A 15,771-nucleotide genomic window follows, 5' to 3' on the forward strand; every position below is an offset into this window, starting at 1 on the left:
CCGTCACTCCGAGGGGGCCTCGGGGATCTGGGTCGGACCGTGACGGTCGAGAGCGGCCTCCAGCTCGGCCCGGATCTGCGGGGACAGCTCCCCGTAGCGGCCCCAGATCAGGATGAGGTCCGCGACGTTGCGGAGCTTGATGTTCGTACGCTGGGACACGTCCTTCAGGACCACCCAGCCCTCGTCCGGCGTCACCCGCCCGAGGGCCACCATCATCCCGATCGCCTGGTCCACCACGGCGTGCGAGGTGACGGCCTCCTTCAGCTGCTCGACCTCTTCTTGCAGCTCGAAGATGCGGTCGGCCTCGTCGGACGGGTCGTGCGGTCCCGGGGTCACCCCTCCATCCTCGTCATTCGACCGGCTCAATGCCACTGGGCCCGCGAGGTCGTTTCGGGCGCGCCGCGGGGGTACTCGACAGGCGCCCGGCACAGTTCCGGTTGGACACTGGAGACAGACCGGTGGCTGGAGGCCGGCGAGGTCAGGACGCGACTGCCATGAATCACGACATGAAACATCCCGCTGGTACGACGGATGTCGTCTCCACGCATTCCGTGTTCGGCGCACCCTGCTGGGTGAGCCTGACCAGCCGTGACCTGGAGGCCACCGAGGGGTTCTACTCCGCCGTCCTCGGCTGGGAGTGGCGGTCGGCCGAGCTCGGCGACCGGTTCCGGATGGCACTGGTGGACGGCACGCCGGTGGCCGGGATCGCGGCGGTCGCCTCGATGTTGCAGATGGCAGTGGCCTGGACGCCGTACTTCGCGGTGCGCAGCGCGGACGAGGCCGTGGCCCGGGCCCAGGAGCGGGGTGGTACGGCCGCGGTCGGGCCGCTGTCCCTGCCGCCCGGACGCGCGGCGCTGCTGGCCGACCGGGACGGGGCGACCTTCGGGATCTGGGAGGGCGAACTCTTCTCCGACTGGGAGAGCTGGCGCCGCGCGGCACCGACCTTCATCCGGCTGCACACCCGTGACGCCTTCGACGCCGCCATCTTCTACGGCGAGATCCTCGACTGGGCCTCGGACCGGCCCGGATGCTGCGAGGTCAACTACGAGGGCGGCGAAGTGGTGCTGCGCAGCGAGGGCGACATCGTGGCCCGGATCGAGTCGGGCGCGCTGGGCGCCGCGCCCGATCCCACGATCCGCCCGCACTGGCAGGTGCACTTCTTCGTGTCCGACGTCTCCGCGTGCACGCGCGCCGCGGAGGTCCACGGCGGCAGCGTCCTGTCCAAGTCCGGCATCGAGGCCGTGCTGCGGGACCCCGACGGCGCCCGGTTCACGGTGACGGCACGCCGCGCCCACTGACCGGGGCGCCCGCCGGCGGCCGCGACAACAGCACCAGGCTGCGCGCCGCGACGGTCACCAGCGACTCCGCCTTGTGCTCCGTCTCGTCCGCCCCCCGGGGTTCGGCGGTGTCGATCACCGTCGTCCAGCGTTCGCCGTACGCCGCCTCCGGCAGCCGGAAGCCCACGGGCTCCCAGTAGCTGTTGAGCAGCAGCAGGAAGGAGTCGTCGACCACGGGGCGGCCGCACGAGTCGGGTTCGGCGATGGCGTCGCCGTTGAGGAAGGCGCCGACGGAGTGCGCGTCGGGACGCAGCCAGTCGCCGTCCGTCATCTCGCGCGCGTCCGGCGCGAACCACACGAGGTCGGGCAGCGGCTGGCCCGCGTAGGTCACGGTCTCGCCGCGGAAGAAGCGACGGCGGCGCAGCACCGGGTGGGCGGCGCGCAGCGCGACGAGATCGCGGGCGAAGTCGGCGAGGTCACGCTGCTCCTCGGTCAACCGCCAGTCGATCCAGGAGACTTCGTTGTCCTGGCAGTAGGCGTTGTTGTTGCCGCGCTGGGTGCGGCCCAGTTCGTCGCCGTGACAGAGCATCGGGATGCCCTGTGACAGCAGCAGCGTGGCGAGGAGGTTGCGCTGCTGGCGGGCGCGCAGCTCCTTGACGTCGGAGGCGTCGGTGTCGCCCTCGAACCCGCAGTTCCAGGACCGGTTGACGCTCTCACCGTCCCGATTGCCCTCCCCGTTGGCCTCGTTGTGCTTGTCGTTGTACGAGACGAGGTCGCGCAGGGTGAAACCGTCGTGCGCGGTCACGAAGTTGACGCTGGCGCGCGGTCGGCGCCGGTTGCGCTGGTACAGATCGGAGGAGCCGGTCAGCCGGGACGCGAACTCGCCGAGCGACCCGGGCTCGCCGCGCCAGAAGTCCCGTACGGTGTCCCGGTACTTGCCGTTCCACTCGGACCACAGCGGCGGGAAGTTGCCGACCTGGTAGCCGCCCTCGCCCACGTCCCACGGCTCCGCGATCAGTTTGACGCGGCTGATCACCGGGTCCTGCTGGATCAGGTCGAAGAACGCCGACAGCCGGTCCACCTCGTGGAACTGCCGGGCCAGGGTGGCCGCGAGGTCGAAGCGGAAGCCGTCGACATGCATCTCGGTCACCCAGTAGCGCAGCGAGTCCATGATCAGCTGGAGGACGTAGGGGTGCCGCATCAGCAGGCTGTTGCCGGTGCCGGTGGTGTCGTAGTAGTGGCCCCAGTCGCCGTCCACCAGACGGTAGTAGGAGGCGTTGTCGATGCCGCGGAAGGAGAGGGTGGGCCCCCGCTCGTTGCCCTCGGCGGTGTGGTTGTAGACGACGTCCAGGATCACTTCGAGGCCGGCCGCGTGCAGGGCCTTCACCATCGTCTTGAACTCGGCGACCTGCTCGCCGCGGCTGCCGTGGGCGGCGTAGGCGTTGTGCGGGGCGAAGAAGCCGATGGTGTTGTAGCCCCAGTAGTTGGACAGACCGCGGTCCTGGAGCACCCCGTCGTGCACGAACTGGTGCACCGGCATCAGTTCGACCGCGGTCACGCCGAGGGACGTCAGGTGCTCGACGACCGCGGGGTGGGCCAACCCGGCGTAGGTGCCGCGGAGTTCGGCCGGGACGTCGGGGTGGGTGCGGGTCAGGCCGCGGACATGGGCCTCGTAGATGACCGTGTCGGCGTAGGGCCGCCGGGGCGGGCTGTCCGCGCCCCAGTCGAAGGCGGGGTCCGTGACCACGCCGAGCAGGGTGTGCCCGGCACTGTCGGCGTCGGGGGCGTAGAGCGAGGGGTCGTTGTCCATCCGGCCGTCCACGGCCCTGGCGTACGGGTCCAGGAGGAGTTTCGCCGGATCGCAGCGGTGGCCGAGCTCTGGCTGCCAGGGCCCGTGGACCCGGTAGCCGTAGCGCTGCCCCGGGCCGATCCCGGGCAGATAGCAGTGCCACACGAAGCCGTCGACCTCGGCGAGCGGAACGCTGTGGTGGCTGCCGTCGTCCTCGACGAGGACCAGCTCCACGCACTCGGCGACCTCGCTGAACAGCGCGAAGTTGGTGCCCTTGCCGTCGAACGAGGCACCCAACGGGTAGGGGTGCCCGTTCCAGACGGGCACCCCTACTGTGCGGCGGCGTTTCGCGGTCACCGGGCGTCCTCCAGGACGCCGCCGACGACCGGTTCCTCGCGCGGTACCTGGAGCACCTCGCGCAGGCTCGGCGCGGGTGCCGTCGGCACCCGCGGGACCCGCTCGCCGGCCCGGGCGCGCTGCGAGAACCAGATGACCTTGCTGCCGGTCTCGGTGGCGCAGCAGCCCCACCCGTCGCTCATCGCGGCGATGCGTGCCAGACAGGCGCGGAGGTCCTGGTCCGGGCGCAGATCGCGGTCGTTGTCCCCGATCGCGGTGATCAGGTGCTGGCCGTTCCACCACATCTCGATCGACGTCTCCTTGTCGGTCGCGTGCTCGTCGATGGCCTTCAACAGCATTTCGGCACCGCGACAGACGGGCTCGACGAGGGTGTCGAGATCCCAGTACCGGAGATGAGCGGCCAGAATGCGCTTGACCTGGCCGACCCGTTCCGGGGTGACTTCCACGTCGAGGTGGTAGTAGCAGGGCACTGCGGTCTTCATCTTCGTTGGCTCCTCACCGGCGAAGCTCCACTTCCGCCTCTCGCCCCTTTGGGACGAGCCCCGAACGCGTAGCGTGAGCAATGATCGCTCCTGAGTGACCTCAAGCGTGCGGGTGCTACGCCATTCGTGCAACACGAGCGCGTCGACCCAGACCACGACCGCTTCCACCGGCGATGGTTGAAGCTCCAACAAGACGCTGCGTCGTCACCCGTGCACCATGAGTGAAACTCCCCATGGAAGGTGAACCGCGCCATGCTGCTACCGGCCAAGGCCGAAGTCGCCCGGCAACTGCGCCGGTACCGGGCCTGGGAGCGCGTGATGCTCGCGTCCCCCGCCGACCGCACCGTACGGGCCACCTTCGAGGACTCGGGCTACACCCTCTGCGTGCTGATGGGGAAGCGCTGCGCCAGGGAGGCCGCCGACGCCGCCGAACGCTATCTGCGGACCAGCCTCGTCACCTACCTCCAGGAGCAGGACGCGCAGCTCTGTGCCACCACCCCGGTCCACCGGGGCCCGCCGGTGATGCTCACGCGTTCTCCCGCCGGGAGGTAGGTCCCTTCCGACGCAGCTTGGATCCCCGGCCGGGCCTCATGGCCCGGCCCTCGGCACGGCAGAGGCGAGCCCCCCATGAGGACGAGACGCATGAGTACGAGGTCCACGAGCGCGAGGGACATGAGCGCGCGGGCCACCATCGGCCGTATCCCGGTCCGGGATGTCCGGCCGGCCGTCGACGGCGGCCGCAGCCCGGCCAAGGCGGTCACCGGCGAGACCTTCCAGGTCACCGCCACCGTGTTCCGCGAGGGCCATGACGCGGTCGCCGCCAATGTCGTCCTCACCGATCCCGAGGGGCGTCCCGGCCCGTGGACGCCGATGCGTGAGCTCGCCCCCGGCAGCGACCGCTGGGGCGCGGAGGTCACCCCCGGCTCGACGGGACGCTGGACGTTCCACGTGGAGGCGTGGAGCGACCCGATCAGCACCTGGCGCCATCACGCCGGCATCAAGATCCCCGCCGGTATCGACGTCGGGCTCGTCCTGGAGCAGGGCGCCGACCTCCACCACCGCGCGGCCGCCGGGGTGCCCCGCGGCCGGGAACGGGCCCTGGTGAAGGCCGCGGCGGACACCCTGCACAACGACTCGCTGTCCGTTTCCACCCGGTTGGCGGCGGCGTTGACGCCGGAGGTGGACGCGGTGCTGGCCGCGTATCCGCTGCGGGAGTTCGTCACCGCCTCCGAGCCGCTGCCCCTGCTGGTGGAACGGGAACGGGCCCTGTACGGGTCCTGGTACGAGTTCTTCCCCCGCTCCGAAGGCACTCCGGAGTGCCCGCACGGCACCTTCCGCACCGCCGCCCGCAGGCTCCCCGCGATCGCGGCGATGGGCTTCGACGTCGTCTACCTGCCCCCCATCCACCCGATCGGCACCACCTTCCGCAAGGGGCCCGACAACACCCTGTCGGCCCGACCCGAGGATGTCGGGGTGCCGTGGGCGATCGGCTCACCGGAGGGCGGGCACGACGCCGTCCACCCGGACCTGGGCACGATCGAGGACTTCGACGACTTCGTCGCCACCGCTCGACGGCACGGCCTGGAGATCGCCCTCGACTTCGCCCTCCAGTGCTCGCCGGACCACCCCTGGGTCCACAAACACCCCGAGTGGTTCCACCACCGCCCCGACGGCACCATCGCCTACGCCGAGAACCCGCCCAAGAAGTACCAGGACATCTACCCCATCGCCTTCGACGCCGACCTGGAGGGCCTGGTCGCCGAGACGCTGCGGGTGCTGCGGCACTGGATGGACCACGGGGTGCGGATCTTCCGCGTCGACAACCCGCACACCAAACCGGTCGTCTTCTGGCAGCAGGTGATCGCGGACATCAACGCCACCGACCCCGACGTCATCTTCCTGGCCGAGGCCTTCACCCGGCCCGCGATGATGCACACCCTCGGACAGATCGGCTTCCAGCAGTCCTACACGTACTTCACCTGGCGCAACACCAAACAGGAACTCACCGAGTACCTCACCGAGCTGTCCGGGGAGGCGGCCGCCTACATGCGGCCCAACTTCTTCGCCAACACCCCCGACATCCTGCACGCCTACCTCCAGCACGGCGGACGCCCCGCCTTCGAGGTCCGCGCCGTCCTGGCCGCCACCCTCTCCCCCGCCTGGGGCATCTACAGCGGCTACGAACTCTGCGAGAACACCCCCCTGCGCGACGGCAGCGAGGAATACCTCCACTCCGAGAAATACCAACTCCGCCCCCGCGACTGGGAAACGGAGAACGACAACATCACCCCCCTGATCACCCGCCTCAACAACATCAGGCGCCGCCACCCCGCTCTCCAGCGCCTCAGGAACATCCGCTTCCACACCACCGACAACGACGCCGTGCTCGCCTACAGCAAGCGCACCGGCTCGGACACGGTTCTGGTGATCGCCAACCTCGACCCCCACCACACCCAGGAAGCCACGGTCTCGTTGGACATGCCGCAACTCGGCCTGGACGGGAACGCATCCATGTCCGTGCACGACGAACTGACGGGTGAGACGTACCGCTGGGGCAGGAGCAACTATGTGCGCCTGGAACCGGGGCGGTCCCCCGCGCACGTGCTCCACGTCCAGCCATCGACACCGCAGAGCGGAGGGTCAAGCGCGTCATGACTGTCAACGAGCCCGTCCACGACACCTTCGAGGACACCCCGGCGAAGGACCGGGACCCCGACTGGTTCAAGCGCGCCGTCTTCTACGAGGTGCTCGTCCGCTCCTTCCAGGACAGCAACGGCGACGGCGTCGGCGACCTCAAGGGCCTCACCGCCAAACTCGATTACCTGCAATGGCTGGGCGTCGACTGCCTGTGGCTGCCGCCCTTCTTCAAGTCGCCGCTGCGCGACGGCGGTTACGACGTCTCCGACTACACCGCCGTCCTGCCCGAGTTCGGCGACCTCGCCGACTTCGTCGAGTTCGTCGACGCCGCCCACCAGCGCGGCATGCGCGTCATCATCGACTTCGTCATGAACCACACCAGCGACCAGCACCCGTGGTTCCAGGAATCCCGCGCCAACCCCGACGGCCCCTACGGCGATTACTACATGTGGGCCGATGACGACAAGCAGTACGCGGACGCGCGGATCATCTTCGTCGACACCGAGGCGTCCAACTGGACCTTCGACCCGGTGCGTCAGCAGTACTTCTTCCACCGCTTCTTCTCCCACCAGCCGGACCTCAACTACGAGAACCCGGCGGTCCAGGAGGAGATCCTGGCGGCCCTGCGCTTCTGGCTGGACCTCGGCATCGACGGCTTCCGCCTGGACGCCGTCCCCTATCTGTACGCGGCCGAGGGCACCAACTGCGAGAACCTGCCGCCCACCCACGAGTTCCTCAGGCGGGTGCGCCGCGAGATCGACCTCATGTATCCGGACACGGTGCTGCTCGCGGAGGCGAACCAGTGGCCCGAGGACGTCGTCGACTACTTCGGCGACTACCAGTCCGGCGGCGACGAGTGCCACATGGCCTTCCACTTCCCGGTCATGCCGCGGATCTTCATGGCCGTGCGACGCGAATCCCGCTACCCCGTCTCGGAAATCCTCGCCAAGACCCCCGCGATCCCGTCCAGTTGCCAGTGGGGCATCTTCCTGCGCAACCATGACGAGCTGACGCTGGAGATGGTCACCGACGAGGAACGCGACTACATGTGGGCCGAGTACGCGAAGGACCCGCGGATGCGCGCCAACATCGGCATCCGGCGCCGCCTCGCCCCACTCCTGGACAACGACCGCAACCAGATCGAGCTGTTCACGGCTCTCCTGCTGTCGCTCCCCGGCTCGCCGATCCTCTACTACGGCGACGAGATCGGCATGGGCGACAACATCTGGCTCGGCGACCGCGACGCCGTCCGCACCCCCATGCAGTGGACCCCGGACCGCAACGCGGGCTTCTCCACGGCCGACCCCGGGCGCCTGTATCTGCCGACCATCATGGACCCCGTCTACGGCCATCAGGTCACCAACGTCGAGGCGTCGATGTCGTCGCCCTCCTCGCTGCTGCACTGGACCCGCCGCATGATCGAGATCCGCAAGCAGAACCCGGCGTTCGGGCTCGGCACGTTCACGGAACTCCCGTCGTCCAACCCCGCCGTACTGGCCTTCCTCCGCGAGTACGAGGACGACCTGGTCCTGTGTGTGCACAACTTCTCCCGTTTCGCGCAGCCCACGGAGCTGGATCTGCGTGAGTTCGACGGCCGGCATCCGGTGGAGCTGTTCGGCGGGGTGCGGTTCCCGGCCATCGGTGAACTGCCGTACCTGCTGACGCTGGCGGGACACGGTTTCTACTGGTTCCGGCTCTCCCGAGTCGCATCCCGCATCGGTCGACGACTTTGAGCGTGTGCCGAGGAAAGGACGCGTCACCATGCCGAAGACCGCATTCCCGAGCCCGAGCGGCACGGCCGTCGCGGGGCCCATGGCCTCGCTGGCGGGACTACTGCGCGAGTGGCTGCCCCGGCAGCGCTGGTTCGCCGGGAAGGACCGGCCCGTCACGGACCTCACGCTGCTGTCCCTGACGGAGCTGTTCCCCGGCTGTCTGCATCTGCTGGTCCACACCGGCCACGCGCCCGTCCCCGCCCCCGGCGGCACCACGGCCGTGTCCGGGGACTGCTACCAGCTGCTGCTCGGCGTACGGAAGCATCTGTCGCCGCGGCTCGGCCGGGCCCTGATCGGGCGGGCGGAGTCCGGACCGCTGGCCGGGCTGACGGTGTTCGACGCGTTGCAGGACCCCCGTTCGGCGCAACTGCTCCTGGAGCGGCTGCGGCATCCCGGCACGGCGGGCCCCCTGCGCTTCGAGGCCGATCCGTCGGTGTCCGTGCCGACCGGGCTGGTGCCGCGGGTGCTGGACGCCGAGCAGTCCAACTCCTCGCTGGTGTACGGCGACGCGTTCATCCTGAAGGTCTTCCGGCGCGTCCAGCCAGGCGTCAATCCCGACCTGGAGGTGCCGGGTGCGCTGGCCGGACAGGGGTGCCGTCGGGTGCCCGCGCCCGTGGCCTGGTTCCGGACGACGCATCCCTATCAGGCCACGCTCGGCGTGCTCCAGCCGTTCCTGCCCGACGCCTCCGACGGCTGGACCCTGGCCCTGGAGGCCCTGGCCCACGGCGACGACTTCACGGCGCAGGCCCACGAGCTGGGCCGGGCCACGGCGGACGTGCACCTCGCACTGGCCGCCGCCTTCCCCGACGGGACCACCACCGAGCCGGCCGGCGGCCTGGCCTGCGACCAGAACGGCCGCACGGCGGCGGCGATGACCGAGCGGCTGACGTCCGCCGCGCACTGCGTGCCCGCCCTCCAGCCCTTCGTCCCGCGTCTGCGGACCGCGTTCGCGGCGCTGGAAGGCTGCGATTCCGGTCCGCCCGCGCAACGTATCCACGGCGATCTGCACCTGGGCCAGGTGTTGCGGGCCGGGCGTGAGTGGTTCGTCATCGACTTCGAGGGCGAGCCGTCCCGCCCGCTCACCGAGCGGCGCAGCGTCCACTCGCCGGTGCGGGACATCGCCGGCATGCTGCGCTCCTTCGACTACGCGGCCCGGCAGCGCCGCCCCTGGCGTCCGGAGTGGGCGCGCCGCTGCCGGGAGGCCTTCTGCGCCGGCTACGCCGCGCGGGCGGGCTGGGATCCACGAAAGAAGCACGGTCTGTTGCGCGCCTACGAGACGGACAGAGCCGTGTACGAAGTCCTGTACGAAGCCCGGCATCGCCCCGACTGGCTGCCGGTTCCGATGGCGGCGATCGAGCGTCTTGCCGTAAGGGGAGGCTGAAGCCATGGCTCTGCGTGACATCTCACCCTCAGAGGCGGGTGGCCCGGTTCCGTGCCGTGCCGCGCCCGCCCTGGACCCCGGCGACCGCGCCCGTCTGCTGGCGGGCGCCCACCACGATCCGCACGCCCTGCTGGGCGCCCATCCGGTGCCCGGCGGGATCGTCTTCCGGGCCCTGCGCCCCTTCGCGCGGTCGGTGAGCGTGGTCGTCGCCGGGAGGCGCAGCCGGCTGATCTCGGAGGGTGGGGGCCTGTTCGCCGGTGTGCTCCCGCTGACGGCGATCCCCTCGTACACCCTGCTGGTGGCGTACGAGGACGGCGAGCACGAGGTCCATGACCCGTACCGCTTCCTGCCCGCCCTGGGCGACACCGACCTGCATCTCATCCGGGAGGGGCGGCACGAGCAGTTGTGGAAGGCGCTCGGCGCCGAGCCCATGACCCACCAGGGTGTGACCGGCACCCGCTTCACGGTGTGGGCGCCGAACGCCCAAGGGGTGCGTGTCGCCGGGGACTTCACCTGCTGGGACGGCACGGCGTTCCCGATGCGTTCACTGGGCGCGGCCGGGGTGTGGGAGCTGTTCCTGCCGGGGATCGGTGAGGGGGCCCGGTACAAGTTCGAGATCACCTCCCGGCGCGGCGACCGCTTCCTGAAGGCGGACCCGATGGCCCGTCGTGCCGAGATCCCCCCGGACACGGCGTCGATCGTGAGCGTGTCGCGCCACGAGTGGGACGACGCCGAGTGGATGGCTCATCGGGGAGACGTTCCGGTGCATGTGGCGCCGTTCTCTGTGTACGAGGTCCATCTGCCCTCCTGGAGGCCTGGACTGACCTACCGTCAACTCGCCGAACAGCTCCCGGAGTACGTCAAGGACCTCGGCTTCACCCACGTCGAGCTGATGCCCGTCGCCCATCACCCCTTCAGCGGTTCCTGGGGCTATCAGGTGACCGGCTTCTACGCGCCGACGGCCCGCCTCGGCACCCCCGACGACTTCAAGTACCTGATCGACGCCCTGCACCGGGCCGGCATCGGCGTGATCATGGACTGGGTGCCCGCTCATTTCCCCAAGGACGACTGGGCGTTGGGGCGGTTCGACGGGGAGCCGCTGTACGAGCCCGGCGACTGGCGGCGGGCCGAGCATCCGGACTGGGGGACGTACGAGTTCGACTACGGGCGGGTGGAGGTGCGCAACTTCCTCGTCGCCAACGCCGTGTACTGGTGCGAGGAGTTCCACATCGACGGGCTGCGGGTCGACGCGGTCGCCTCGATGCTCTATCTCGACTACTCCCGTGACTCCGGCCAGTGGACGCCCAATGTGTTCGGCGGGCGTGAGGACCTGGACGCGGTGCAGTTCCTGCAAGAGATGAACGCGACGGTGTACCGGCGGGTGCCGGGGGTCATGACGATCGCGGAGGAGTCCACCGCCTGGGACGGGGTGACCCGGCCGACCGAGAGCGGCGGTCTGGGCTTCGGCCTGAAGTGGAACATGGGCTGGATGCACGACTCGCTCGGGTACGTGGAGCACGAGCCGGTGCACCGCAAGTACCACCACCACGAGATGACCTTCTCGATGGTCTACGCGTACAGCGAGAACTACGTCCTTCCCATCTCCCACGACGAAGTCGTCCACGGCAAGCGGTCGTTGGTCTCCAAGATGCCCGGCGACTGGTGGCAGCAGCGCGCCACCCACCGCGCCTACCTCGGCTTCATGTGGGCCCACCCCGGCAAGCAACTCCTCTTCATGGGGCAGGAGTTCGCCCAGGGCGCCGAATGGTCCGAGCCCGACGGCCCGGACTGGTGGCTGCTCGATCCCGCCTACGGCGCCGAAGCCGATCACCGTGGCGTCCAGGACCTGGTCCGCGACCTGAACGGCCTCTACCGTCGCACCCCCGCCCTCTGGCAGCGGGACACCACCCCGGACGGCTTCCGGTGGGTGCTCGGCGACGCGGCGGACGACAACGTCTTCGCCTTCCTGCGCTACGACGCCCAGGGCAGCCCGCTCCTCGCCGTGTCCAACTTCTCCCCCGTCGTCCGGCACGACTACCGTCTCGGCGTCCCCGGCGACGTCCCCGCCTGGCGGGAGGTCCTCAACACGGACGCGGAACGGTACGGCGGCAGCGGTGTCGGCGACTGCGATCCGGTCAAGCCGGAGGACGGTGTCGTGCCGCTCACCCTGCCGCCGCTCGCGACGGTGTGGCTGACGCCCGTGTGATTGGCCGCCCCGTGGGCAGTCGGGGCGTACGGACCCCGTCGTCGCGACAGAAGGGCGGCCTCACGTGCGCACCGTCGGAGTGGAGGAGGAGCTCCTCCTGATCGATCCCGAGACCGGCGAGCCACAGGCTCTGTCCGCGGCCGTACTCGCGCGCGCCGCGCTGGACGACGGGGACGAGCAGGTCTTCGAGAAGGAACTGCACACCGAGATGCTGGAGTTCGCCACGCACCCGCAGTCGGGCATGGCGGATCTCGGTGCGGAGATCGTCCGCTGCCGCAAGGAGGCGGCGCGGCTCGCCGAAGGCATCGGCTGCACGGTCGCGGCGCTGGCGACCTCGCCCCTGCCGGTCAGGCCGTCCATCGGAATGGGACGCCGGTACCGGTGGATGGCCGAGCAGTACGGCATCACCAGCCAGGACCTCGTCCTCGGGTGCCATGTCCATGTGTCCGTCGAGTCCGACGCCGAGGGCGTCGCGGTGATCGACCGGATCCGGCCGTGGCTGTCGGTGCTCTCCGCGATCAGCGCCAACTCGCCGTTCTGGCAGGGCGGGGACACGCGGTACAGCAGTTATCGCAGCCGGGTGTGGCAGCGCTGGCCGTCGGCCGGTCCGACCGAGGTGTTCGGCTCGGCCGAGTGCTATCACCGGCGGGTCGCGGACATGGTCGCGACCGGGGTCATCCTCGACGAGGCGATGGCCTACTTCGACGCACGGCTGTCCCGGCGCTATCCGACGGTGGAGATCAGGGTCGCGGACGTCTGTCTGCACGCCTCGACCGCCGTCCTGGTCGCCACCCTCGCCCGTGGCCTGGTGGAGACGGCGGCACGGGAGTGGCGGGCGGGGCGGGAGCCGCTGCCGCACAGTGTGAGCCTGTTGCGGCTGGCCGCCTGGCGGGCCGCCCGGTCCGGGCTGACGGAGGAGCTGTTGCACCCGGCGACCATGCACCGGCTGCCCGCGGAGACCGTCGTACGGGCCCTGTTGGACCACATCGGTGAGGCGCTGGCCGAGACCGGCGACCTCGACTGTGCGCGCGAGGCCTGCGCGGAGCTGCTGCGGCGCGGCAACGGGGCGCGGATGCAGCGGGAGCTGATGGAGCGGACCGGGAGTCTGCGGGAGGTCGTCAGGGAGTGCGCCCGCCGCACCCAGGAGTAGGAGCCGGACGGGCGACAGTTCCCTCGATCACGGCGAGATCAACAAACCGGCGCTACTTGTCGAATCCAGACACCGGCCGCTCTCGCCTGGGCTAGATTCAGGCACCGCCGATAACGGTTCTCATCGGTGGAGTCACACCCCGTACACATCAGGAGCAGCGCATGCGCGACGTCGCCCTCGCTCCCCCGGCCGTCTCCCCGTTGACCGGCGGGCTCGCCGACAGCGTCTTCGAGACGGCGGACCGCAACCCCACCCTGCCGACGCTCGCACGCCGCTCCGGACCCTCCTCCTCCACGTGGGAGGAGGTGACCGCGGTGGAGCTGCGGGACGAGGTGGTGGACCTCGCCAAGGGGCTGGTGGCGTCCGGGATCGCGCCGGGCCACCGGGTGGCGATCATGGCGCGTACCCGTTACGAGTGGACGGTCCTCAGCCACGCCCTGTGGGCGATCGGCGCCGAGGTCGTGCCGATCTATCCGACGTCCTCGCGCGACCAGGTGGAGTGGATCCTCCGGGACGCGGGCTGTGTGGGCGTGGTCGTCGAGGACGAGCAGAGCGTGATGACGGTCGGGTCGGTGTGCGCCTCGCTGCCCCGGTTGCGGCATGTGTGGCAGCTGGACGCGGGGGCGCTGGAACAGCTCGTGGAACGGGGCGCGTTCATTCCGTTCACCACGGTGGAGTCGCTGCGCCGGATCGTGCTGCCGGACTCCACCGCCGCCGTCGTCTACACCTCCGGCACCTCGGGCCGGCCGCTGGGCTGCGCACTGAGCCACCGCGGCCTGGCGGGCGCCTGCGACACGCTCCTGGAGGGCTGGGGCCACACGGTGGTGCCGCCGGGCGGCCAGGGCAGCGTCCTCGCCTTCCTGCCGTTCTCCCATGTGTACGGCCTGCTCGTGCAGACGCTGTGTCTCCGGGGCGGGCTGCTGATGGCCCATGAGCCGGAGCTGACCCAGGAGGCGCTCTCGGCGTCCCTGATGTCGTTCCGGCCCACGTACTTCTGTGCGGTGCCCTCGCTCTTCGAGAAGATCTACAAGACCTTCCTGCGCACGGCACAACAGGCGGGTCGCGGTGCGCTGTTCGAGCGGGCGGCGGAGACGGCCCGGAACTTCGCGGCGGCCGTCGAACGACATCGGCTGGGCCAGGGACCGGGGCCCGGACTCGATCTGCGGTTGCAGCACGCCCTGTACGAACGGACGGTGTACCGCAGACTGCGGGCCGCGCTGGGCGGCAGGGTCCTGCGGGCGACCTCCGGCGGGTCCCCGCTGGGCCGCGAACTGTGCCTGTTCTACGAGGGCATCGGCGTGTACGTGAACGACGGCTACGGTCTGACGGAGACGAGCGGCGGCGTCACCGGCCAGCCACTGGGCCGGGAGAAGTCCGGCACCGTCGGACGGCCGCTGCCGGGCACCGACATCCGGGTGGCCGACGACGGGGAGATCCTGGTCCACGGCCCCTCCGTGTTCCAGGGCTACGTCAACGACGAGGCCGCGACCCGCACGGCGCTCGGCAGCGGCTGGCTGGCCACGGGCGACCTCGGCTATCTGGACCCCGAGGGCTATCTCACGATCACCGGCCGCAAGAAGGACGTGATCATCACCAGCAGCGGCAAGAGTGTCGTACCGGCGTTCCTGGAGCAGCGGCTGCGGATGCATCCGCTCATCCACCAGGCGGTCCTGGTGGGCGACAAGCGGCCCTGCATCGGTGCCCTGATCACGCTGGATCCGGACTTCCTGGTCCACTGGCGCGGCGGGCTCGCGCTGCCGGGCGACTCGCCGAGCCGGGAGGCGCGGGAGGAGAACGCGCTGCGGGAGGAGATCGGCCGGGCCGTCGCGGCGGCCAACAGCGCCGTGTCCCGGTCCGAGTCCGTACGGGTCTTCCGGGTGCTGCCGCAGCCCTTCGATCACACCCGCGGGCTGCTGACCCCGTCGATGAAGCTGCGCCGGGACGCGATCGTCGAGCATTACGCGTTCGAGATCGACGCGATGTACCAGGCGCGCTCGCACGGCATCCGGCAGCGGGTGCCCGAGGAGCCGGCCGGCTGGGAGGACCCGGACGACGTGTTCCGGTGACAGGGAGTCCCGGTGGGGTCCGATTGACCTCAGCGACCTCGGGAACTCGCACAAGCGTCGACGTCGAAGGACGCTGTACGAAGGACATTCCCGATGACTCGTAGGGACGACCTAGTGGCCGCCGTGGAGATCCCGAGCCGCACCACGAGCTTCGCGGGCGAGCCGCAGAGCGTGACGAGCGCCCGGCTGGCCGCGGAGGACTTCCTGTGCGTCCTCACCGACGTCCGTCCACCCGGCGCGCCCGAGTACTGGCACGACATCCTGCTGGTCGTCACCGAGCTGGCGGCCAACGCCGTGCAGTACGCGCCCGGGGAGTTCTCGCTGACCATGCGACGCACCTTCGACGGTGTGCATGTGACCGTGCACGACTCCAATCCCACCCCGCCCGCCCCGAGGCCCTTTCACCCGAGCACCGGCGGCGGCGGTGTCGGCTGGCATCTGATCCACGCCCTGTGCCAGCAGGTGAGCGTGGTGACGGAGCCGCACGGCAAGGACGTGCATGTGTTTCTGCCCTGGTGAGTCACACACGACTTTCACCTGCTTTCGGTGCACTCGCGCACCTGTGCGGGCATGGTGGTGCTCAACGCGTTCGTCTGCCTGCCGCACCCGGCTGGCGGAACGGCTGGAGGCACGGTGGGATCGGTGGGGTGGGCA

The 15,771-nt window shown here is 70.2% G+C and carries 12 protein-coding genes; 9 read left to right on the forward strand and 3 right to left on the reverse strand.

From position 1 onward, the window contains the following. Positions 1 to 3: 3 nt before the first annotated feature. Positions 4 to 336, reverse strand: coding sequence for an ANTAR domain-containing protein (locus tag OG866_RS04025; RefSeq protein WP_329331981.1), 333 nt, complete (start codon positions 334 to 336; stop codon positions 4 to 6). 158 nt (positions 337 to 494) lie between these two features. On the opposite strand from OG866_RS04025, the gene OG866_RS04030 reads away from it, so the two are divergent. Next, the gene (locus OG866_RS04030) at positions 495 to 1,298 is read left to right on the forward strand and encodes a VOC family protein (protein WP_329331982.1); all 804 of its coding nucleotides are present in this window, start codon (positions 495 to 497) and stop codon (positions 1,296 to 1,298) included. On the opposite strand, the gene glgX is transcribed toward OG866_RS04030, so the two are convergent. Next, a complete protein-coding gene (gene glgX, locus OG866_RS04035; protein WP_443063635.1) occupies positions 1,270 to 3,393 on the reverse strand; it encodes a glycogen debranching protein GlgX in 2,124 nt (707 codons plus the stop codon). The two genes, OG866_RS04030 and glgX, sit on opposite strands and share 29 nt — an antisense overlap. A gap of 26 nt (positions 3,394 to 3,419) precedes the next feature. Next, positions 3,420 to 3,905 carry a pep a2 gene (locus tag OG866_RS04040; RefSeq protein WP_329331985.1) on the reverse strand — a complete coding sequence of 162 codons (486 nt, stop codon included), beginning with the start codon at positions 3,903 to 3,905 and terminating at the stop codon, positions 3,420 to 3,422. 252 nt (positions 3,906 to 4,157) lie between these two features. On the opposite strand from OG866_RS04040, the gene OG866_RS04045 reads away from it, so the two are divergent. The 8 genes from OG866_RS04045 to OG866_RS04080 all read left to right on the forward strand — a co-directional run bounded on the left by OG866_RS04045 (position 4,158) and on the right by OG866_RS04080 (position 15,636). Beyond that, positions 4,158 to 4,457 (forward strand): DUF5133 domain-containing protein, encoded by a 300-nt coding sequence (locus tag OG866_RS04045; RefSeq protein WP_329331986.1) that lies wholly within the window; start codon positions 4,158 to 4,160, stop codon positions 4,455 to 4,457. 90 nt (positions 4,458 to 4,547) lie between these two features. Continuing rightward, on the forward strand, positions 4,548 to 6,560 hold the full coding sequence (locus OG866_RS04050; RefSeq protein WP_443063497.1) for an alpha-1,4-glucan--maltose-1-phosphate maltosyltransferase: 2,013 nt from the start codon (positions 4,548 to 4,550) through the stop codon (positions 6,558 to 6,560). Further along, positions 6,557 to 8,275, forward strand: coding sequence for a maltose alpha-D-glucosyltransferase (gene treS / locus OG866_RS04055; protein ID WP_329331987.1), 1,719 nt, complete (start codon positions 6,557 to 6,559; stop codon positions 8,273 to 8,275). The genes OG866_RS04050 and treS overlap by 4 nt, the downstream gene beginning before the upstream one ends. Positions 8,276 to 8,303: 28 nt before the next feature. Next, on the forward strand, positions 8,304 to 9,695 hold the full coding sequence (locus OG866_RS04060; protein ID WP_329331988.1) for a maltokinase N-terminal cap-like domain-containing protein: 1,392 nt from the start codon (positions 8,304 to 8,306) through the stop codon (positions 9,693 to 9,695). Between the two features lie 4 nt (positions 9,696 to 9,699). Next, positions 9,700 to 11,901 carry a 1,4-alpha-glucan branching enzyme gene (glgB, locus tag OG866_RS04065; protein ID WP_329331989.1) on the forward strand — a complete coding sequence of 734 codons (2,202 nt, stop codon included), beginning with the start codon at positions 9,700 to 9,702 and terminating at the stop codon, positions 11,899 to 11,901. Positions 11,902 to 11,965: 64 nt separating this feature from the next. Next, positions 11,966 to 13,051: a glutamate--cysteine ligase 2 gene (locus tag OG866_RS04070; protein ID WP_329331990.1), complete on the forward strand. Its 1,086-nt coding sequence runs from the start codon at positions 11,966 to 11,968 to the stop codon at positions 13,049 to 13,051. 161 nt (positions 13,052 to 13,212) lie between these two features. Further along, positions 13,213 to 15,117 carry an AMP-dependent synthetase/ligase gene (locus OG866_RS04075; RefSeq protein WP_329331991.1) on the forward strand — a complete coding sequence of 635 codons (1,905 nt, stop codon included), beginning with the start codon at positions 13,213 to 13,215 and terminating at the stop codon, positions 15,115 to 15,117. Between the two features lie 93 nt (positions 15,118 to 15,210). Further along, positions 15,211 to 15,636, forward strand: a complete 426-nt coding sequence (locus OG866_RS04080; protein WP_329331992.1) for an ATP-binding protein — start codon at positions 15,211 to 15,213, stop codon at positions 15,634 to 15,636. Positions 15,637 to 15,771 lie beyond the last annotated feature (135 nt).

The sequence above is a fragment of the Streptomyces sp. NBC_00663 genome, from assembly GCF_036226885.1.
Classification (GTDB): Bacteria; Actinomycetota; Actinomycetes; order Streptomycetales; family Streptomycetaceae; genus Streptomyces.

Coding starts and splice junctions, on each gene's coding strand:
- OG866_RS04030 (WP_329331982.1), top strand. CDS start 495: ATGAATCACGACATGAAACATCCCGCTGGTACGACGGATGTCGTCTCC.
- treS (WP_329331987.1), top strand. CDS start 6,557: ATGACTGTCAACGAGCCCGTCCACGACACCTTCGAGGACACCCCGGCG.
- OG866_RS04050 (WP_443063497.1), top strand. CDS start 4,548: ATGAGTACGAGGTCCACGAGCGCGAGGGACATGAGCGCGCGGGCCACC.
- OG866_RS04060 (WP_329331988.1), top strand. CDS start 8,304: ATGCCGAAGACCGCATTCCCGAGCCCGAGCGGCACGGCCGTCGCGGGG.
- OG866_RS04040 (WP_329331985.1), bottom strand. CDS start 3,905: ATGAAGACCGCAGTGCCCTGCTACTACCACCTCGACGTGGAAGTCACC.
- OG866_RS04080 (WP_329331992.1), top strand. CDS start 15,211: ATGACTCGTAGGGACGACCTAGTGGCCGCCGTGGAGATCCCGAGCCGC.
- glgB (WP_329331989.1), top strand. CDS start 9,700: ATGGCTCTGCGTGACATCTCACCCTCAGAGGCGGGTGGCCCGGTTCCG.
- OG866_RS04075 (WP_329331991.1), top strand. CDS start 13,213: ATGCGCGACGTCGCCCTCGCTCCCCCGGCCGTCTCCCCGTTGACCGGC.
- OG866_RS04045 (WP_329331986.1), top strand. CDS start 4,158: ATGCTGCTACCGGCCAAGGCCGAAGTCGCCCGGCAACTGCGCCGGTAC.